Genomic DNA, 16,907 nt, shown 5'->3' with positions numbered 1-16,907 from the left:
ACTTAAGGTGTCCAATCATGGCATTTCGCCCTCTTACAGCCCGCGCGCCCAGCGTGTTGCTTCGCGAAGCCAAGCCGCTGAAAGCCATCTTTGGCCATGCACAACGCTTGGGCCATTTGCAACGCCTGCTCGAAAGCCAACTACAACCCGCCGCCCGCGAGCATTGCCACGTGGCGTCGTGGCGTGAAGGTAATTTGCTATTGATTGTCACCGACGGTCATTGGGCGACCCGTTTACGCTATCAGCAAAAACGCCTGCAGCGTCAATTGATGGCATTCGATGAGTTCGCCAGCTTGACGCGTATCCAGTTCAAGGTACAGCCACCGACCGTGCAGCAAGGCGCAGTCGGGCACACTCTGGACCTGTCGGAGCATGCGGCCGAGACGATTCAGGCCACGGCCGACGGCATCAACGATCCAGGCTTGCGCGCCGCGCTTGAGCGCTTGGCCGCCCATGGCAAGCCCAAGGCCTGAGGCACTACTTGCGCTTACTGCCGCCCAGCAAAGACCCCAACAAACCACGCACCAATTGACGCCCCATCTGGTTGGCCGCCTGCTGCATCGCTGACTTCAGCGCCTTGCCTGCGGTTGTTCCAAGGAACGCCCCAGCTTTGTCCGTGAAGCTGGGCTCCTCGGCGCCCTGCCGGGGCTCTTCGTTAGGCCCAAGCTCCTTGCGCGCCATCAACACTTCATAGGCGGACTCCCGATCAATCGGCTTGTCATAGCGACCCTGCAACGGTGAAGTGGCCACCAATGCGGCACGCTCTGCCGCACTGAGCGGCCCGATGCGCGATTGCGGCGGCGCGACCAATACGCGCTGAACGACCTCCGGCGTGCCTTTTTCCTGCAGCGTACCCACCAATGCCTCACCGGTGCCCAGCTCAGTCAAAACCGATAACGCATCGAATGTCGGGTTGGGGCGGAAGCCGTCCGCTACCGCCCGCAAGGATTTCTGCTCTTTCGTGGTGAACGCCCGCAGGCCGTGCTGCACCCGTAAACCGAGTTGCGCCAGCACGGTATCCGGCAAGTCGCCCGGCGATTGAGTGACGAAATACACCCCCACCCCCTTGGAACGAATCAGCCGCACCACTTGCTCCAAGCGATCTTGCAAAGCCTTGGGAGTGTCGGCAAACAAGAGATGCGCTTCGTCGAAGAACAGCGCCAGCAGCGGTTTGTCCGCATCACCGCGCTCCGGAAGTTGTTCGAACAATTCTGCCAACAGCCACAACAGGAAGGTCGCATACACCTTCGGCGCTTCATGCACTAGGCGGCTAGCGTCCAACAAGTGAATACGTCCGCGCCCATCGCCTGTGGGCTGCAAGATGTCTTCAAGCTGCAAGGCCGGCTCACCAAACAACGCCTCGGCACCCTGCTGTTCCAAGACAGCCAAGCGCCGCAACAGCGCCTGACTGGAGCCTGTGGTCATCAGCGCCGCGTCTTCGCCAAGCAGTTCCGGGTGGTAGCGAAGGTGATTGAGAAGTGCCTTGAGATCCTTGAGATCCAGCAGCAATAGGCCTTCGCGATCCGCCACCTTGAATGCGGCATAAAGGGCCGACTGCTGGCTGTCAGTCAGCTCCAACAAACTGCCAAGCAACAACGGCCCCATCTCACTGATGGTGGTGCGCAACGGATGACCGGACTGCCCATGGATATCCCACAGCGTGACGGGGTAAGCCTTGGCCGTGTAATTAAGGAAAGGCATCCCGGCAATGCGCTCGGCCACCTTGCCCTGAGGGTTGGCGGCGGCACCCAGGCCACAGAGGTCGCCTTTGATATCAGCCGCAAATACCGCGACGCCCGCATCACTGAAGGCTTCGGCCAGGCGTTGCAACGTGACGGTCTTGCCTGTGCCCGTGGCGCCTGCGATCAACCCGTGGCGGTTGGCAAGGCGCATGGCCTGGGCAATTGGCAGGCCATCAAGACCGGCACCGATAAGAAGTTGTGTGGAGTCAGGCATTTCGTCACCCATGGTTAATCTTTAGTGCCGCCAGGTCGATAAGAGAGATGTGAGACCCATAAAGTCTAAAAATCGCTCAGATATCTCCTACAGGGACCAACGGAAATATCAAACTTTTTTTACGCTACCCTTCCGCGTGTTCCACAAGGACGCGCTTTGGATATTAAGACCTTAGCGGACCCTTCAAGCTATGAATAAAAATCTGCGTTTCAGCCACAAGATCCTGCTTGCAGCCTCCCTTATCGTCATCGCGGCCTTCGCTCTATTCACCCTCTACAACGACTACCTGCAACGTAACGCCATTCGTGAAGACCTCAACAGCTACCTGCACGAAATGGGCGATGTCACCGCAAGCAACATTCAAACCTGGCTCACCGGGCGTATTGCGCTGGTGGAAAACGCTGCACAAAACATCGCTATCAACCCTGAGCCTTCGACCGTTGCCAGCCTGCTGGAACAGAAAACCCTGACGTCGTCCTTCATGGCAACCTACGTTGGTGACAGCAAAGGGGCCTTCACCATCCGCCCCGACACCAAGATGCCGGATGGCTTCGACCCACGTGTTCGCCCCTGGTACAAGGGCGCCCAGAGCAGCAACGGCTCGACCCTGACCGAGCCGTATATCGACGCCGCTACAGGTCAATTGATCATTTCCATCGCCACCCCCAGCGCCAAAGGCGGCCAGAGCATTGGCGTGGTGGGCGGCGACCTGAGCCTGCAAACCCTGGTGGATAACATTGGCGCGCTGAACTTCGGTGGCATGGGCTACGCGTTCCTGGTCAGCGCCGACGGCAAAGTGCTGGTACACCCGGACAAAAGCCTGGTGATGAAAACCCTGGCCGACATGTATCCAAAAAACACGCCGAAGATCAGCGGCGACTTCAGTGAAGTTCAAGCCAATGGCAAGGACAACATCGTGACCTTCACACCGATCAAAGGGCTGCCGTCGGTGAACTGGTACCTGGGTATTTCGGTGGATAAAGACAAATCCTTCGCCATGCTCAGCGAATTTCGCACCTCAGCGGTGATCGCCACGATCATTGCCGTAGTGATCATCATTGCCCTGCTGGGCATGCTGATTCGCGTCCTGCTGCAACCGCTGCATGTGATGACCCGCGCCATGCAGGACATCGCCGACGGCGAAGGTGACCTGACGCGTCGCCTGACCATCCAGAACCACGATGAGTTCGGCATCCTGGGTAATGCGTTCAACAGCTTCGTGGAGCGTATTCACACGTCCATCCGCGAAGTGTCCTCGGCCACCGAGCAGGTGAATGAAGTAGCACTGCGGGTTGTCAGCGCATCCAACTCGTCGATGGTCAACTCCGACGAACAGGCCAACCGCACCAACAGCGTGGCTGCTGCCATCAATGAACTGGGCGCCGCAGCTCAGGAAATCGCGCGTAATGCCGCGCAAGCCTCCAACCAGGCCAGCGATGCGCGGCATTTGGCCGAAGACGGTCAACAGGTGGTTGAGCGCAATATCAAGGCGATGACTGAGTTGTCCGCGATGATCAGCGCCTCCAGCAGCAATATAGAAGCGCTTAACAGCAAGACCGTGAACATCGGCCAGATTCTCGAAGTGATCACCAGCATTTCCCAGCAAACCAACCTGCTGGCGCTGAACGCTGCGATTGAAGCGGCACGTGCCGGTGAAGCAGGACGCGGGTTTGCAGTCGTCGCCGACGAAGTGCGCAACCTGGCACACCGCACCCAGGAATCGGCGCAACAAGTACAAAAGATGATTGAGGAACTTCAAGTCGGCGCCCGGGAGTCGGTCAGCACCATGAGCGAAAGCCAGCGACACAGTCATGACAGCGTGGAAATCGCTAACCTGGCCGGTGAGCGTCTTAACAGCGTCACCCAACGTATTGGGGAAATCGACGGCATGAACCAGTCGGTGGCGACTGCCACTGAGGAGCAGACCTCGGTCGTGGAGTCGATCAACATGGACATCACTGAAATCAACACCCTCAATCAGGAAGGCGTGGAAAACCTGCAGTCGACCCTGCGCGCGTGCTCCGACTTGGAACAGCAGGCGGCACGGTTGAAACAATTGGTGGGCAGCTTCCGGATCTGATTCGCTTTATTTTGCGGCGGGATCTGACTTGGCCTGCTCGCGTTCCCATAACTCGGCGGCACCGGGAAATTCGGTGCCGTCCTCACTGTCCAGATCCTCCGGGTCGTAACGGCTCAAGCACCCCTCACCTAGTGTCGATGGTGCTTTGGAGGTGGCTTTTTCCAGTGGGTCACTCATCGGTCAATCCTCAACGACAGACAAAGAAAAAGGGCCTGCAACGATTTAACGCCCAGGCCCTTTTTTCTTCAATCAAAACGGCTTGATCAGAACACGACGGTCTTGTTGCCGTGCACCAGCACGCGGTCTTCCAGGTGGTAACGCAGGCCACGGGCCAGCACCATCTTCTCGACATCGCGACCGAAGCGCACCATGTCCTCGATGCTGTCGCTATGGCTGACACGCACTACGTCCTGCTCGATGATCGGGCCGGCATCCAGCTCTTCGGTGACGTAATGGCAAGTTGCACCAATCAACTTCACGCCACGCAGAGACGCCTGATGGTAAGGCTTGGCCCCCACAAAGGACGGCAGGAAGCTATGGTGAATGTTGATCACCTTGCCGGCGTATTCGCGGCACAGTTCCGGCGGCAGGATCTGCATGTAGCGCGCCAGCACCACCACGTCAGCCTCATGCTGCTTCACCAGGCGAGAAACCTCGGCGAATGCAGGCTCCTTGTCCTGAGGGTTGACCGGCACATGGTAGTAAGGGATGCCATGCCACTCGACCATGCTGCGCAGGTCGTCATGGTTTGAGATTACGCACGCGATCTCGCAGTCCAGTTCGTCACTGTGCCAGCGGTGCAGCAAGTCGGCCAGGCAGTGAGATTCGCGGCTTGCCATCAACACCACGCGCTTCTTCTGCTCGGTGTCGGTGATATGCCAAGTCATCGAGAACTCTTCAGCGATTGGCGCAAATGCCTCGCGAAAAGCCTCAAGGCCAAAGGGCAGTGTGTCGGCACGAATTTCGTGACGCATGAAGAACCAACCGCTGAGATTGTCCGAGTGATGGCTCGCCTCAGTAATCCAGCCGTTATGGGAGGCCAGAAAATTACTGACCTTGGCAACGATGCCGACCCGGTCCGGGCAAGCAATCACCAGCCGAAAAGTGCGCATTAGGGGGAAACTCCAGAACTTCGCAAAGGCCGCCATTCTAGCGATTGTGCAGAAAAACTGCAGTATTCAATGAGCCTTATTCTGATCCGCCCCCGAGGCACATCCCTTAATAGCGTATGGTTTTACCACCCCTATATGAACGAACAGCGCAGGCTGACGCAGTTATACAAAAAATTAACGGCATTATCTTCAGGTGCATCACCTACTTAATTAACTCGATTGCATAGCGCATTCACAAACATTCAAAGTAATTTACCTAAATGCAGTCTTAAATGTTTACTTGAGCAAATCGCCTGACTATTATTAGGCCACTATCCCTGTCAATCAGCGTTCTACATAAGGTAGTCCACATGTCTCTGATCAACGAATACCGCGCCACCGAAGAAGCTATCAAAGAGCTGCAAGCTCGTTTGAAGAACCTGTCCCAAGACGACAAACTGAAAACCGAGCTGGAATTCGAAGGCAAACTGCGCACCCTCATGGGTGAGTACTCCAAATCCCTGCGTGACATCATCGCGCTGCTGGACCCAGAGTCGAAAGTTAAAGCTCCACGTGGCGCTGTGAAAACTACCGGCACCAAACGTGCTCGCAAAGTCAAACAATACAAAAACCCGCACAACGGCGAAGTGATTGAAACCAAAGGTGGCAACCACAAAACTCTGAAAGAGTGGAAAGCCAAGTGGGGCGGTGACGTGGTTGAAGGTTGGGCTACCCTGCTGGGCTAAGCTTCACCAGGTCTGCGCCTGATGCGCGACCCATTAAAAACGCCAGCATGCTGGCGTTTTTTATTGATCGTATTTTTTACAAACCTCTGTCACTGATTCATACGAGCAGCTAAAGAGTCGGCATATTCCTGCCATTGCTCCAGCACCTGCTGCTGAAACGGCGTCGCACTAACCATCAACTCCAGTCGCGCTTGATTAAATGCCTCAAGGGTATTCGGTGCGCCAAATTCGGAATTTGACAAACGTTGCTGACAGAAAAATTTCCAGCGTTGTAGCTCTTCGCTGTTCAACGTATCGGGGAAGTTGCGCGCCCGGTAGCGAAACAATAATTCAGGCAGACGGTGATCATCAAAAGGCCACTGCTGACGAGCTAATTGCGCAGGTTCAGCCGCGCGAATTTGCTCACATAACCGTCGATCACGATCCCCGATAAAACCCTCGTAAAGCTGCTGTTCGGGATCGACACTCGGTGCAAAATCTTCCTCGCCGTAAATAACTGCCAATTTATCGAGCCAAAGTTCCTGTGCGTCAGTTAGCCGCAGAGCCCGTGACTGGAAAACACTCATGTCCAATTGCAGGCGCTCACGATCTTCGACCCGCAGTACGTTCAAGGGCGCAACCACGGGGCAGCGGTTGATATGCACCAGTTTGAGCGGCACCGGCAACTCACCTTCTGCGAGCTCATCACGGCGGGTGTACAAGCGTCGACGCAAAATGTCGGCATCCATATCCAGCAGCCCCTGAGGATCGAGCCCAAGGTCGCAGACAATCAGCGCGTTGCGGTTGCGCGGGTGCCAGGCCAGGGGCAGCACAATGCCCAGGTAATGACGTTCGGCGGAAAACCGCCCGGAGATATGCACCATCGGTTGCAGCAATCGCACTTGGTCCATTACCCGTTGTTTGCTGCGTAGTTGAAACAGCCAATCATAAAGCTTGGGCTGTTTCTCGCGCACCAATCGAGCCAGGGCGATTGTGGCGCGCACGTCGGATAACGCATCGTGGGCCTGACCATGGTAGATACCATTGGCGGCAGTCAGACGTTCAAGCTTGAGGGTCACGCGCCCGTCCTGCTGCGGCCACTCGATACCTTCCGGGCGCAGGGCATAAGCGGTGCGAACCACGTCGATCAAGTCCCAACGACTATTACCGCCCTGCCATTCGCGCGCATAAGGGTCGAAAAAATTGCGATACAGGCTGTAGCGCGTCATTTCATCGTCAAACCGCAACGTGTTATAGCCGGCACCGCACGTCCCCGGAGCCGCCAGTTCGGCATGTACGCGAGTCATGAAATCAGCCTCGGCCAGGCCCTTTTCGGCCAGAATGGCAGGGGTGATCCCGGTAATGGCACAGGCGGCGGGATGGGGCAGAATATCGTCGCTGGGCTGGCAGTAAATGTTGACCGGTGGGCCGACCTCGTTCAGTTCGAGATCCGTACGAATGCCAGCTACCTGGAGCGGTCGATCGCTACGCGGGTTGATGCCGGTGGTTTCGTAGTCGTACCAGAAAATGGAGGTCACGGGCTATTCCTGTGCTGAAGATCCACAAAGTCTAGGCGTTGAGCCCTGTTCGGGGCCAGCACCAAATAACCTGTACAAACATCCAGCAAAACCTTGAATAGTTGCTTCCATCGCCGACGCTGTTAGCATCCGTGCCACCCAGCCGCTCTGCACTGCCAAGGATCGCGATGCCATCAATCCCATTGGATACCCGCTACCAGATCGAGACCCCAGAAGGAATCGACCTGCCACTGCGCCCCGCCGGCTTGGTGCCACGGGCGCTGGCATTTGCCTTCGACCTCGTCGCCCGCGCAGTGATAATGGGCGTACTTCTGGTGCCACTGGCCCTGCTCGGCAATATTGGTATCGGCCTGGGCTCGCTGCTGCTGTTCCTGGTCAGTTGGTGGTACATGGTGCTGTTCGAGGTGCTCAATCAGGGCTGCTCACCGGGTAAACAGGTTATGGGCTTGCGGGTCGTGCAGGACGACGGCACGCCCATCAGTTGGTCAGCCTCGCTGATCCGCAACCTGCTGCGGTTTGTCGACATGCTGCCGTTCGGCTACTTTCTTGGCGCGATCAGTTGCCTGCAACACCCTCACTTCAAACGCCTTGGTGACCTGGCCGCCGGCACCCTGGTGATCTACCGAGAACAGCCCCTGAAACGCCCCCAGGTGCCTCAAGCTGTAGCACTGCGCTTACCGTTTGCCCTGGACCTGAGTGAACAGCGGGCGATCCTGGGTTTCGCGGAACGCCAAGGCGAACTCTCCGCCGAGCGGGTACACGAACTCGCTTCCATCCTCGCAACGCCGCTTCAAGTCTCCCCCGCCCGTGCCGTGGAGCAACTCAATGGCTTGGCCCGTGGCCTGTTGGGGCCAACATGAAACAGAGCCTCTTCGAAAGCCGTTACCAACCGCAATGGCAAGCCTTTGCCGAACAACTGAAACAGTTGGAACAAGGCAAGGCCAAGGCCGGTGACATGGCCGATTTCCCTCACCAATACCGGCGTCTATGCCAGCACCTGGCCCTGGCCCAGGAGCGCGGTTACAGCAGTTACCTGGTGGACCCGCTGCAACAACTGGCGTTGCGCGGACATCAACAACTCTATCGCCACCGCAGCCAATTGGCGGCGAAAGTGCTGAGCTTTGTGCTGGCCGACTTTCCGCGACAGGTGCGGGAACAGTGGCGCTTCGTGTTGATTGCCAGCCTGCTGTTCTTTGGCAGCCTGCTGAGCATTGCCTTGCTGGTCTATCTGTTTCCCGACCTGATCTACAGCATTGTCAGCCCCCAGCAAGTGGCGGAGATGCAGGGCATGTATGACCCCGATGCCAGCCGCTTGGGTCGAGCCGCCGAGCGAGCATCGAGCGAAGACTGGATGATGTTTGGCTACTACGTGATGCACAACATCGGCATCGCCTTCCAGACATTCGCCGCCGGGTTGCTGTTCGGCTTGGGCAGTGTGTTTTTCCTGATATTCAACGGGCTGATCATCGGCGCGATTTCCGGGCACCTGACTGAAATCGGCTATGGGCAGACCTTCTGGTCATTTGTCATCGGCCATGGTGCCTTTGAGTTGACGGCTATCGCCCTCGCTGGCGCCGCAGGCTTGCAACTGGGCTGGGCGCTGATTGCACCTGGGCAACTGACACGAAGCGAATCCTTGCGACTTGCCGCTCGCGAGAGCGTGCAACTCCTGTGCGGCGTCATGGTGTTTCTACTGATCGCAGCCTTTATCGAAGCCTACTGGTCTTCCACCACCCAGGTAGCCCCTTGGATCAAATACCTGGTGGGCGCTGCACTGTGGCTGTTGGTGGGCGCTTACCTGACCTTTGCCGGAAGGGCTCGCCATGCGTCTGAGTGATGCCAGCGTAGTGATTCGCCCACGCACCGCCTGGGAGGCCATGGATCTTGGCGTATTAATGGCCCAGGAACATCGCTTGCTGTTGATGGGGAGCTGGGCGCTGGTGACCCTTCCGGTTTTTGCGTTGCTCACCGCACTGCTATGGAATTACCCCTCCATGGCCATGTTCCTGTTCTGGTGGTTGAAACCGGCTTTCGACCGCTTACCTTTATATATCCTCTCCACAGCCCTGTTCGGCGAAGCGCCTAGCCTCAAGCAGGCTGTGCGCCAATGGCCAAAACTGCTTAACAGCCAACTGCTGGCCAGCCTGACCTGGCGCAGACTCAGCCTCAGCCGCAGTTTTGTGATGCCGGTCAGTCAGGTTGAAGGCATGGACGGCCAGGCGCGTCAGCAACGCCTGGGTGTACTGCTGCAGCGCAACGCCGGCGCCGCTCGCTGGTTAACCACTGTCGGGGTGCATCTGGAAATCGGCCTATGGTTTGGCTGCATGGCGCTGTTCTATCTACTCATCCCGCAACAACTTGAACTGGATTGGGATTGGCAGCGGTTGGCGCTGGCGACCGGCTCCGAAGCGGTGTGGCTGGAGCATCTGGGCAACGCGTTCTACGCCTTGATTCTGGTGTTTTGGGAGCCCGTCTATGTCGCCTGTGGCTTCAGCCTTTATCTCAATCGTCGCACCGTGCTGGAAGCCTGGGACCTGGAACTGGTATTCCGCCGCCTACGCCAGCGCCTGAGCAATGTGGCGTCACTTTTATTACTGGCGTTAGGGCTGACATTACTGCCATACACCCCACCCGCCATGGCTGATGAAAGCAAACCGCTGAGCCCTGAAAGCGCAAGCCAGTCAATCCATTCGCTGCTGGAAAAGCCCCCGTTCAAAAACCCGGAAACCGTCACCCGCTATCGCTTTGGTGAGGAAAAGCCCGCCGTTAAAAACAAGGCACACGGTGACGGCAAACTTCCGGCGTGGCTGCAGACACTCTTGGATAACCTCAACAGCGATACTTTCAAGCATGTGGCCCAAGGCCTGGAAGTGCTGCTGTGGAGCGTACTTATCGGCGGCCTGGCCCTGTTGGTGTGGCGCTATCGTGACTGGCTACGCACCTTTGTCACCCGGCGCGGACCACGCGGCCCCAAAGCAGCCAGGCCAGTGCCCGCACAACTTTTCGGCCTCGAATTGGGCACCGAGACCTTGCCCACGGACATCGCCAGCACTGCAGAACAACTCTGGCCTAGCCAACCACGGGAAGCCCTGGGTCTTTTGTATCGTGGTCTTCTGAGCCGCTTGTTGCATGACTTCAACCTGCCACTTAAAAACGCCGACACTGAAGGCCAGGTGCTGCAACGCGTTTACCTGCTGCAGCAACCGCAACTGCTGGCGTTCAGTGAAGAGTTGACTCGGCACTGGCAAAACCTAGCCTACGGCCATCAACTCCCACCCGCCTCAGCACAGCAAAAATTATGCAGCGATTGGCGTGCCCTGTTCAGCTCGGAGGGCGCCCGATGAACCGTTTTTTATTAGGGATAGGATTGCTCCTGGCATGCCTGCTTACTGCGGGCGGATTTTACGCCTGGAGCAAAGCGACCCCCTATGAAAAAGTGGTGGACCGCGGCCCCGCCCCGGAAGCCCTTGCCAACCCCTATCTGGCTGCCGAATATTTTCTGCGCCAGCAAGGCCTGGCCGTGGCACATGCCAATAGCCTCGAACGCTTGGCCACCCTGCCCGCCGCCGGCAATAGCCTGTTGTTACTGGGCGAACGTAGCAACATGTCGCCACGCCAGGTAGGGCAACTGCTGGATTGGGCCAAATCCGGCGGACATCTATTGTTAGTGGCCGAAGCGCTGTGGGATGAAGAGACCGGCAAGAGCGGCGACCTGTTGCTAGATCGCCTGCATATCCACCAGACGCTGAGTGACGACCCCGAAGAACCCGCACCGGCCCGTAAAAACAAAACGCCAGACCTGACCAAGCTCTATGTCGACAATGACACCGCTCCGGCCTACTTCAGCTTCGACACTGACTTCAACCTCATCGACCCCAAGCACATGGCACAATTTTCAGCCAATAGCGCCAGGTCTAGCCACCTGATGCAACTTAACCTCGGGCAAGGCCGCGTTACGGTAATCACCGACAGCGAACTGTGGAAAACACCCGATATCGGCAAACACGACAATGCCTGGCTGCTGTGGCACCTGAACCAGGGGACTGCCGTGACTTTGTTGTTCAACAGCGACGTGGATGATCTGTTCACCCTGCTGTTGCGATATTTCCCCCAGGCGGTGGTAGCACTCATTGCGCTGATAACCCTCGTACTCTGGCAGGCGGGTATGCGCCAGGGCCCGATCCAAGCCCCCGCCTCGAAGGCGCGCCGGCAGTTGCACGAACACCTGAAAGCCAGCGCCGACTTCCTGCTGCGCCGCAGCGGCCAAGGCACGCTACTGAAGGCTTTGCAGCACGACATCCTACGTGCGGCCCGACGCCGCCATCCAGGCTTCGAACATCTCGACAACTCAGAACAATGGCGGGTACTGGAACACCTTACGCGCCAACCCTCTCACGTCATCAGCCAGGCCCTCGGCCCACTCCCGGCAAAACGGCTTTCCAGCGCCGATTTCAGCCGGCAGGTGGCATGCCTGCAAACTCTCAGGAATGCCCTATGAGCGAATTTCCCAGCGCTAACACCCTGTCCGGTGAAGCCTTACAGCACGCCAGCCAGCAAGCCCAGGCCTTGCGCATGGAACTGCGCAAGGCGGTGATCGGGCAGGATCAGGTGATCGATGATGTGCTGACTGCACTGATCGCCGGCGGCCACGTATTGCTTGAAGGTGTACCCGGGCTGGGCAAGACCTTGCTGGTACGCGCCTTGGCCCGCTGCTTTGACGGCGACTTCGCGCGGATTCAGTTCACCCCTGACCTGATGCCCAGCGATGTCACTGGCCATGCCGTGTACGATCTGCACACCGAGCAATTCAAGCTGCGCAAGGGACCGGTATTCACCCACCTGCTGCTGGCCGACGAAATCAACCGCGCCCCGGCCAAGACCCAGGCCGCCCTGCTCGAAGCCATGCAGGAACGACAAGTAACCCTCGAAGGTGAAGCGCTGCCCATCGGGCAACCCTTCATGGTGCTGGCCACCCAGAACCCTATCGAGCAGGAAGGCACCTACCCCCTGCCAGAAGCCGAGCTGGACCGGTTCATGCTCAAGGTACGCATGGACTATCCCGACGCGCAGCAGGAACTGGATATGGTGCGCGAAGTGACACGCTCTTCACGGGCCGACATGCTGGATGTGCAACCGTTGCGCACCGTGCTACAGGCCGAAGATGTGCTGCAACTGCAACAGATCGCCAGTGAGCTAGCCCTGGATGAACACGTACTCGACTATGCCGTGCGCCTGGCACGAGCCACCCGCAGTTGGCCAGGTCTCGCCATCGGCGCAGGCCCGCGAGCTTCCATCGCACTGATCCGCGGCGCCCGCGCTCGAGCATTGTTGCGCGGGGGCCAGTTCGTTACGCCGGATGACGTCAAGAGCTGCGCTCTTGCAGTACTCCGTCATCGCGTACGTATAGCGGCAGAACTGGACATCGACGGGCTGGAGGTCGACCAGGTACTCAAACAGTTACTCGACCAGATTGCAGCTCCCCGGCAATGAATCGCCCATGAAACCGACCCGCCTGTTATCAGTTTGGCTTGGCGTACTGCTGGGCTTAAGCATCCTGCTAGGCACTACAACAGCCTTGCAGTTCAAGGTGCCCGCCACCTTGCACTCAGTGGCGTGGGGCTTGCTCCTGGCGCTGTTGCTGCTGGCCTTGCTGGACGCCGCGCGACTGCGCCGTCGACCGTCGCCTCGCGTGCATCGGCATATGCCCGGCAGCCTGGCGCTGGGTCGCTGGGGCGACGTACGTCTGGCCCTGGAACACGACTCCTCGCAGGCGCTGACGGTTCAGGTGTTCGATCACGTCCCCGATGGGTTGAGCATGGAGAACATGCCCCAATCCATTGAGTTGCGCCCCGGTGCACGCAGTGAACTGGGCTATCGCCTGCGCCCCCTGCGGCGAGGGCATTTCACGTTCAGCCGCTGCGAAATCCATCTGCCCAGCCCATTGGGGCTCTGGTCCGCCAGGCGCTTCATCGAAGTCGAGGATGCCACCCGCGTCTACCCAGACTTCGCTCGCCTGTACGGGGCACAACTGCTGGGGGTGGATAACTGGTTGAGTCAACTGGGAGTGCGTCAACGTCAGCGTCGCGGTTTGGGGCTGGAGTTTCATCAGCTGCGCGAGTTTCGTGAGGGCGACAGCCTGCGGCAGATCGACTGGAAAGCCACGGCGCGGCAACGTACCCCCATCGCAAGGGAGTATCAGGACGAGCGCGACCAGCAGATCGTGTTCATGCTCGATTGCGGCCGACGCATGCGCAGCCAGGATGATGAGCTGTCCCATTTCGACCACGCACTCAATGCCTGCCTGCTGCTCAGTTACGTGGCCTTGCGCCAGGGCGATGCCGTGGGGTTGTGCACCTTTGCTTCTGACCAGCCACGCTACTTGGCGCCTGTCAAAGGGAGCAGTCAGTTGAACCTGCTGCTCAATGCGGTATATGACCTGGATACCACCCGTCGAACTGCCGACTACGAGGCGGCGGCCAGTCAACTGCTCTCTAGGCAAAAGCGTCGGGCATTGGTGATTGTGGTCAGTAATCTGCGAGACGAGGACGATGAAGCGCTACTCTGCGCCGTCAAGCGCATCAGTCGCCAACATCGGGTAATGGTGGCCAGCATGCGAGAGGAAGTGCTCGATCTACTGCGCCAGTCCCCTGTGCAAACCTTGCCCGAAGCCCTGGCCTACAGCGGCACTGTCGACTACCTCAATACCCGGAATGAACTGCACGACCGCTTGAACGCCCACGGCCTGTCGGTGTTGGATACGTTGCCATCAGACATGGGAGCAGCCTTGGTGACACGCTATCTGGATTGGAAGAAAGCGGGAGTGTTCTGAAAAAAGCGTACAACTACGGCTGGACAGCAACACCCCAGCCGCGTCGACCGCTCGCTGCTTCTTAGGCTGAAGCCTGCAATGAGTCAAAGCTGAAGTACCGCAACAACAACTTGATCAGTTGCCCATATTCCGCTGGAGCCTGAAGCACGCTGAACCCGGAGTCGTAACGCTGCGGGTTGATATCTTCACGGCTCCACAGGCAGGTTGCCGTGAGGTCAACGGCATGGAAGGTGTCGTCAGCCCCGGGAATTTTCAGGCGCAGCTCGAAATCAGCATCGACCATCATGGGCAACTCGCTGATCAACATCAGCCCGTCGCAAGAGACGTTGCCCAAATAGCCGATGGGCTTGTCGGTAACACGGTTAAACACCTGGAGGAAATAACGTAGTTGATGCCGCTCAATCCGTCGGTCGGTAAACATGGTGAGATCGCCATGCAGTGGCCATGGTTGTGGCCGGTCCAGTGATTCGGAACGAGCGTAATTGCTCGCTCTCCCTGGATCTCGGTATGACAAAAGACAACGCTCTGTCACTAGACAGCTGCCGAATCCGGGCCCTGCCTCCATTTGAATAGAAACCTATACAAACGAACGTCCAAAGAATAGCCCAAGACTGGCAAGAGGCCAGTTATAAAGTAGCGAATCTCATCACAATGAGGCTGGACGCGGCTGTGCAACACTCACGCCGCGGTAGTGACCCAGTTGTTGCAGGGTGTCCAACCTTGCGCGTGCTCGGTAGGCGTATTCGCTCGACGGGTACTGATTAATGATGAATTGGTAGGTTTGCACCGCGTCGACAAACAGTTTCTGTCGTTCCAGACATTGCCCGCGCAACATCGAGACCTCTGGCTGTACATAACGCCGGGTGCGGCTCTCGCGGTCGACCTGGGACAATTCCAAGGTGACACGCTCGCAGTCACCGACCTTGTAAGCGCGGTAGGCGTTGTTCAAATGGTGGTCCATCGACCAGCGGGTGCAGCCGACAACACTGACGGCCAGGGCAGCAATGAGCAAAATTCGCATGAAGGTTCTCCTGTCTTGTGCAGTGTATCGACCCCTCGTCCAAAATCTTCAAAGATGTTCATCTATTCAATCGGCGCGAAAACAAGTGAATCGGCGATAAGTAGTGCAAACGAACAATGACTACAACCAAAGAGCATAGTAGCCTTCCTCAGCGCTTGAACTCAGGAGTCTGTGCATGTCCGTCCGTCGTACCAAAATCGTCGCCACCCTTGGCCCGGCCAGTAACTCGCCGGAAGTCCTCGAACAGCTGATTCTGGCTGGTTTGGACGTTGCCCGTCTGAACTTCTCCCACGGCACCCCGGACGAGCACAAGGCTCGCGCCAAGCTGGTGCGTGACCTGGCCGCCAAGCACGGCCGCTTCGTCGCACTGCTGGGTGACCTGCAAGGCCCGAAAATCCGTATTGCCAAGTTCACCAACAAGCGTATCGAGCTGAAGATCGGTGACAAATTCACCTTCTCCACCAGCCACCCGCTGACCGAAGGCAACCAGGACGTCGTGGGTATCGACTACCCGGACCTCGTCAAGGACTGTGGCGTCGGTGACGAGTTGCTGCTGGATGACGGCCGCGTGGTAATGCGTGTCGACACCGCCACCCCGACCGAACTGAACTGCACCGTGATCATCGGCGGTCCGCTGTCCGATCACAAAGGCATCAATCGTCGCGGCGGTGGCCTGACTGCCCCGGCCCTGACTGAAAAAGACAAGGCCGATATCAAGCTCGCTGCTGAAATGGAAGTGGACTACCTGGCCGTGTCCTTTCCGCGCGACGCCGCTGATATGGAATACGCCCGCAAACTGCGCGACGAAGCCGGCGGTACTGCCTGGTTGGTGGCGAAGATCGAACGCGCCGAAGCCGTGGCCGACGACGAAACTCTCGACGGTCTGATCAAAGCGTCCGACGCCGTGATGGTTGCCCGTGGTGACCTGGGTGTGGAAATCGGTGACGCCGAGCTGATCGGTATCCAGAAGAAGATCATCCTGCACGCACGCCGCCACAACAAAGCGGTGATCGTCGCGACCCAGATGATGGAGTCGATGATCCAAAACCCGATGCCGACCCGCGCCGAAGTATCCGACGTGGCCAACGCCGTGCTCGACTACACCGACGCCGTGATGCTCTCGGCTGAAAGTGCCGCCGGCCCGTACCCGCTGGAAGCTGTGCAGGCCATGGCGCGCATCTGTGTCGGCGCCGAAAAGCACCCGACCAGCAAGACCTCCAGCCATCGTATCGGCAAGGTCTTCGAAAGCTGCGACCAGAGCATCGCCCTGGCAGCCATGTACACCGCCAACCACTTCCCGGGCGTCAAAGCGATCATCGCCTTGACCGAAAGTGGCTACACGCCGTTGATCATGTCGCGCATTCGTTCCTCGGTTCCGATCTACGCGTTCTCCCCTCACCGCGAAACCCAGGCCCGCGCGGCCATGTTCCGTGGCGTGTACACCGTTCCGTTCGACCCGGCGTCGTTGCCGCCCCATGAAGTCAGCCAAGCGGCCATCGACGAACTGATCAAGCGTGGCGTCGTGGAGAAAGGCGACTGGGTCATCCTGACCAAGGGCGACAGCTACCACACCATCGGCGGCACCAACGGCATGAAGATCCTGCACGTTGGCGACCCAATGGTCTAAGTGACACGCTGAAAACAAAAACCCTGCCATGCGAATGGCG

16 protein-coding genes are annotated in these 16,907 nt (G+C 58.3%); 10 read left to right on the top strand and 6 right to left on the bottom strand.

What is annotated here, in order from left to right; translation table 11 throughout:
* The first annotated feature begins 17 nt into the window (after positions 1–17).
* Positions 18–473 (top strand): DUF721 domain-containing protein, encoded by a 456-nt coding sequence (locus AOA61_RS22640; protein ID WP_032890886.1) that lies wholly within the window; start codon positions 18–20, stop codon positions 471–473.
* Between the two features lie 4 nt (positions 474–477).
* Here the strand turns inward: AOA61_RS22640 and AOA61_RS22635 are convergent, their stop codons facing one another.
* Complete coding sequence (locus AOA61_RS22635; protein WP_099602809.1) at positions 478–1,956, bottom strand: helicase HerA-like domain-containing protein; 1,479 nt, start codon at positions 1,954–1,956, stop codon at positions 478–480.
* 190 nt (positions 1,957–2,146) lie between these two features.
* Here AOA61_RS22635 and AOA61_RS22630 point away from each other — a divergent pair, with 190 nt between their 5' ends.
* On the top strand, positions 2,147–4,036 hold the full coding sequence (locus AOA61_RS22630) for a methyl-accepting chemotaxis protein (protein WP_032890884.1): 1,890 nt from the start codon (positions 2,147–2,149) through the stop codon (positions 4,034–4,036).
* A 6-nt stretch (positions 4,037–4,042) separates the two neighbouring features.
* Here the strand turns inward: AOA61_RS22630 and AOA61_RS31585 are convergent, their stop codons facing one another.
* Both AOA61_RS31585 and purU read right to left on the bottom strand, forming a co-directional pair.
* Positions 4,043–4,213, bottom strand: coding sequence for a hypothetical protein (locus AOA61_RS31585; protein ID WP_163033193.1), 171 nt, complete (start codon positions 4,211–4,213; stop codon positions 4,043–4,045).
* Positions 4,214–4,299: 86 nt separating this feature from the next.
* The gene (purU, locus tag AOA61_RS22625; RefSeq protein ID WP_015885632.1) at positions 4,300–5,148 is read right to left on the bottom strand and encodes a formyltetrahydrofolate deformylase; all 849 of its coding nucleotides are present in this window, start codon (positions 5,146–5,148) and stop codon (positions 4,300–4,302) included.
* 350 nt (positions 5,149–5,498) lie between these two features.
* Here purU and mvaT point away from each other — a divergent pair, with 350 nt between their 5' ends.
* Positions 5,499–5,873 carry a histone-like nucleoid-structuring protein MvaT gene (gene mvaT / locus AOA61_RS22620; protein WP_003175830.1) on the top strand — a complete coding sequence of 125 codons (375 nt, stop codon included), beginning with the start codon at positions 5,499–5,501 and terminating at the stop codon, positions 5,871–5,873.
* 89 nt (positions 5,874–5,962) lie between these two features.
* Here the strand turns inward: mvaT and sbcB are convergent, their stop codons facing one another.
* Positions 5,963–7,390, bottom strand: a complete 1,428-nt coding sequence (sbcB, locus tag AOA61_RS22615) for an exodeoxyribonuclease I (RefSeq protein WP_099602762.1) — start codon at positions 7,388–7,390, stop codon at positions 5,963–5,965.
* A 167-nt stretch (positions 7,391–7,557) separates the two neighbouring features.
* Here sbcB and AOA61_RS22610 point away from each other — a divergent pair, with 167 nt between their 5' ends.
* The 6 genes from AOA61_RS22610 to AOA61_RS22585 are packed head-to-tail and all read left to right on the top strand — an operon-like array spanning position 7,558 to position 14,219.
* Complete coding sequence (locus tag AOA61_RS22610; RefSeq protein ID WP_099602761.1) at positions 7,558–8,250, top strand: RDD family protein; 693 nt, start codon at positions 7,558–7,560, stop codon at positions 8,248–8,250.
* Positions 8,247–9,227, top strand: coding sequence for a stage II sporulation protein M (locus AOA61_RS22605; RefSeq protein WP_099602760.1), 981 nt, complete (start codon positions 8,247–8,249; stop codon positions 9,225–9,227). The genes AOA61_RS22610 and AOA61_RS22605 overlap by 4 nt, the downstream gene beginning before the upstream one ends.
* Positions 9,214–10,734: a DUF4129 domain-containing protein gene (locus tag AOA61_RS22600; RefSeq protein ID WP_099602759.1), complete on the top strand. Its 1,521-nt coding sequence runs from the start codon at positions 9,214–9,216 to the stop codon at positions 10,732–10,734. Before AOA61_RS22605 ends, AOA61_RS22600 begins: the two co-directional genes overlap by 14 nt.
* On the top strand, positions 10,731–11,888 hold the full coding sequence (locus AOA61_RS22595) for a DUF4350 domain-containing protein (RefSeq protein ID WP_099602758.1): 1,158 nt from the start codon (positions 10,731–10,733) through the stop codon (positions 11,886–11,888). The genes AOA61_RS22600 and AOA61_RS22595 overlap by 4 nt, the downstream gene beginning before the upstream one ends.
* The gene (locus tag AOA61_RS22590; protein WP_099602757.1) at positions 11,885–12,880 is read left to right on the top strand and encodes a MoxR family ATPase; all 996 of its coding nucleotides are present in this window, start codon (positions 11,885–11,887) and stop codon (positions 12,878–12,880) included. The genes AOA61_RS22595 and AOA61_RS22590 overlap by 4 nt, the downstream gene beginning before the upstream one ends.
* A 7-nt stretch (positions 12,881–12,887) precedes the next feature.
* On the top strand, positions 12,888–14,219 hold the full coding sequence (locus AOA61_RS22585; RefSeq protein WP_099602756.1) for a DUF58 domain-containing protein: 1,332 nt from the start codon (positions 12,888–12,890) through the stop codon (positions 14,217–14,219).
* Positions 14,220–14,280: 61 nt separating this feature from the next.
* On the opposite strand, the gene AOA61_RS22580 is transcribed toward AOA61_RS22585, so the two are convergent.
* Both AOA61_RS22580 and AOA61_RS22575 read right to left on the bottom strand, forming a co-directional pair.
* The gene (locus AOA61_RS22580) at positions 14,281–14,640 is read right to left on the bottom strand and encodes a PilZ domain-containing protein (RefSeq protein ID WP_095185774.1); all 360 of its coding nucleotides are present in this window, start codon (positions 14,638–14,640) and stop codon (positions 14,281–14,283) included.
* A 225-nt stretch (positions 14,641–14,865) separates the two neighbouring features.
* On the bottom strand, positions 14,866–15,240 hold the full coding sequence (locus AOA61_RS22575; protein WP_032890874.1) for a hypothetical protein: 375 nt from the start codon (positions 15,238–15,240) through the stop codon (positions 14,866–14,868).
* A gap of 175 nt (positions 15,241–15,415) precedes the next feature.
* On the opposite strand from AOA61_RS22575, the gene pyk reads away from it, so the two are divergent.
* On the top strand, positions 15,416–16,867 hold the full coding sequence (pyk, locus tag AOA61_RS22570) for a pyruvate kinase (RefSeq protein ID WP_032890873.1): 1,452 nt from the start codon (positions 15,416–15,418) through the stop codon (positions 16,865–16,867).
* Positions 16,868–16,907 lie beyond the last annotated feature (40 nt).

Source organism: Pseudomonas sp. 2995-1 (assembly GCF_002742505.1).
GTDB classification, from domain to species: domain Bacteria; phylum Pseudomonadota; class Gammaproteobacteria; order Pseudomonadales; family Pseudomonadaceae; genus Aquipseudomonas; species Aquipseudomonas sivasensis.
Note: the sequence above shows the minus strand (reverse complement) of the source record. Positions and strands in the feature narration are given on the sequence as shown.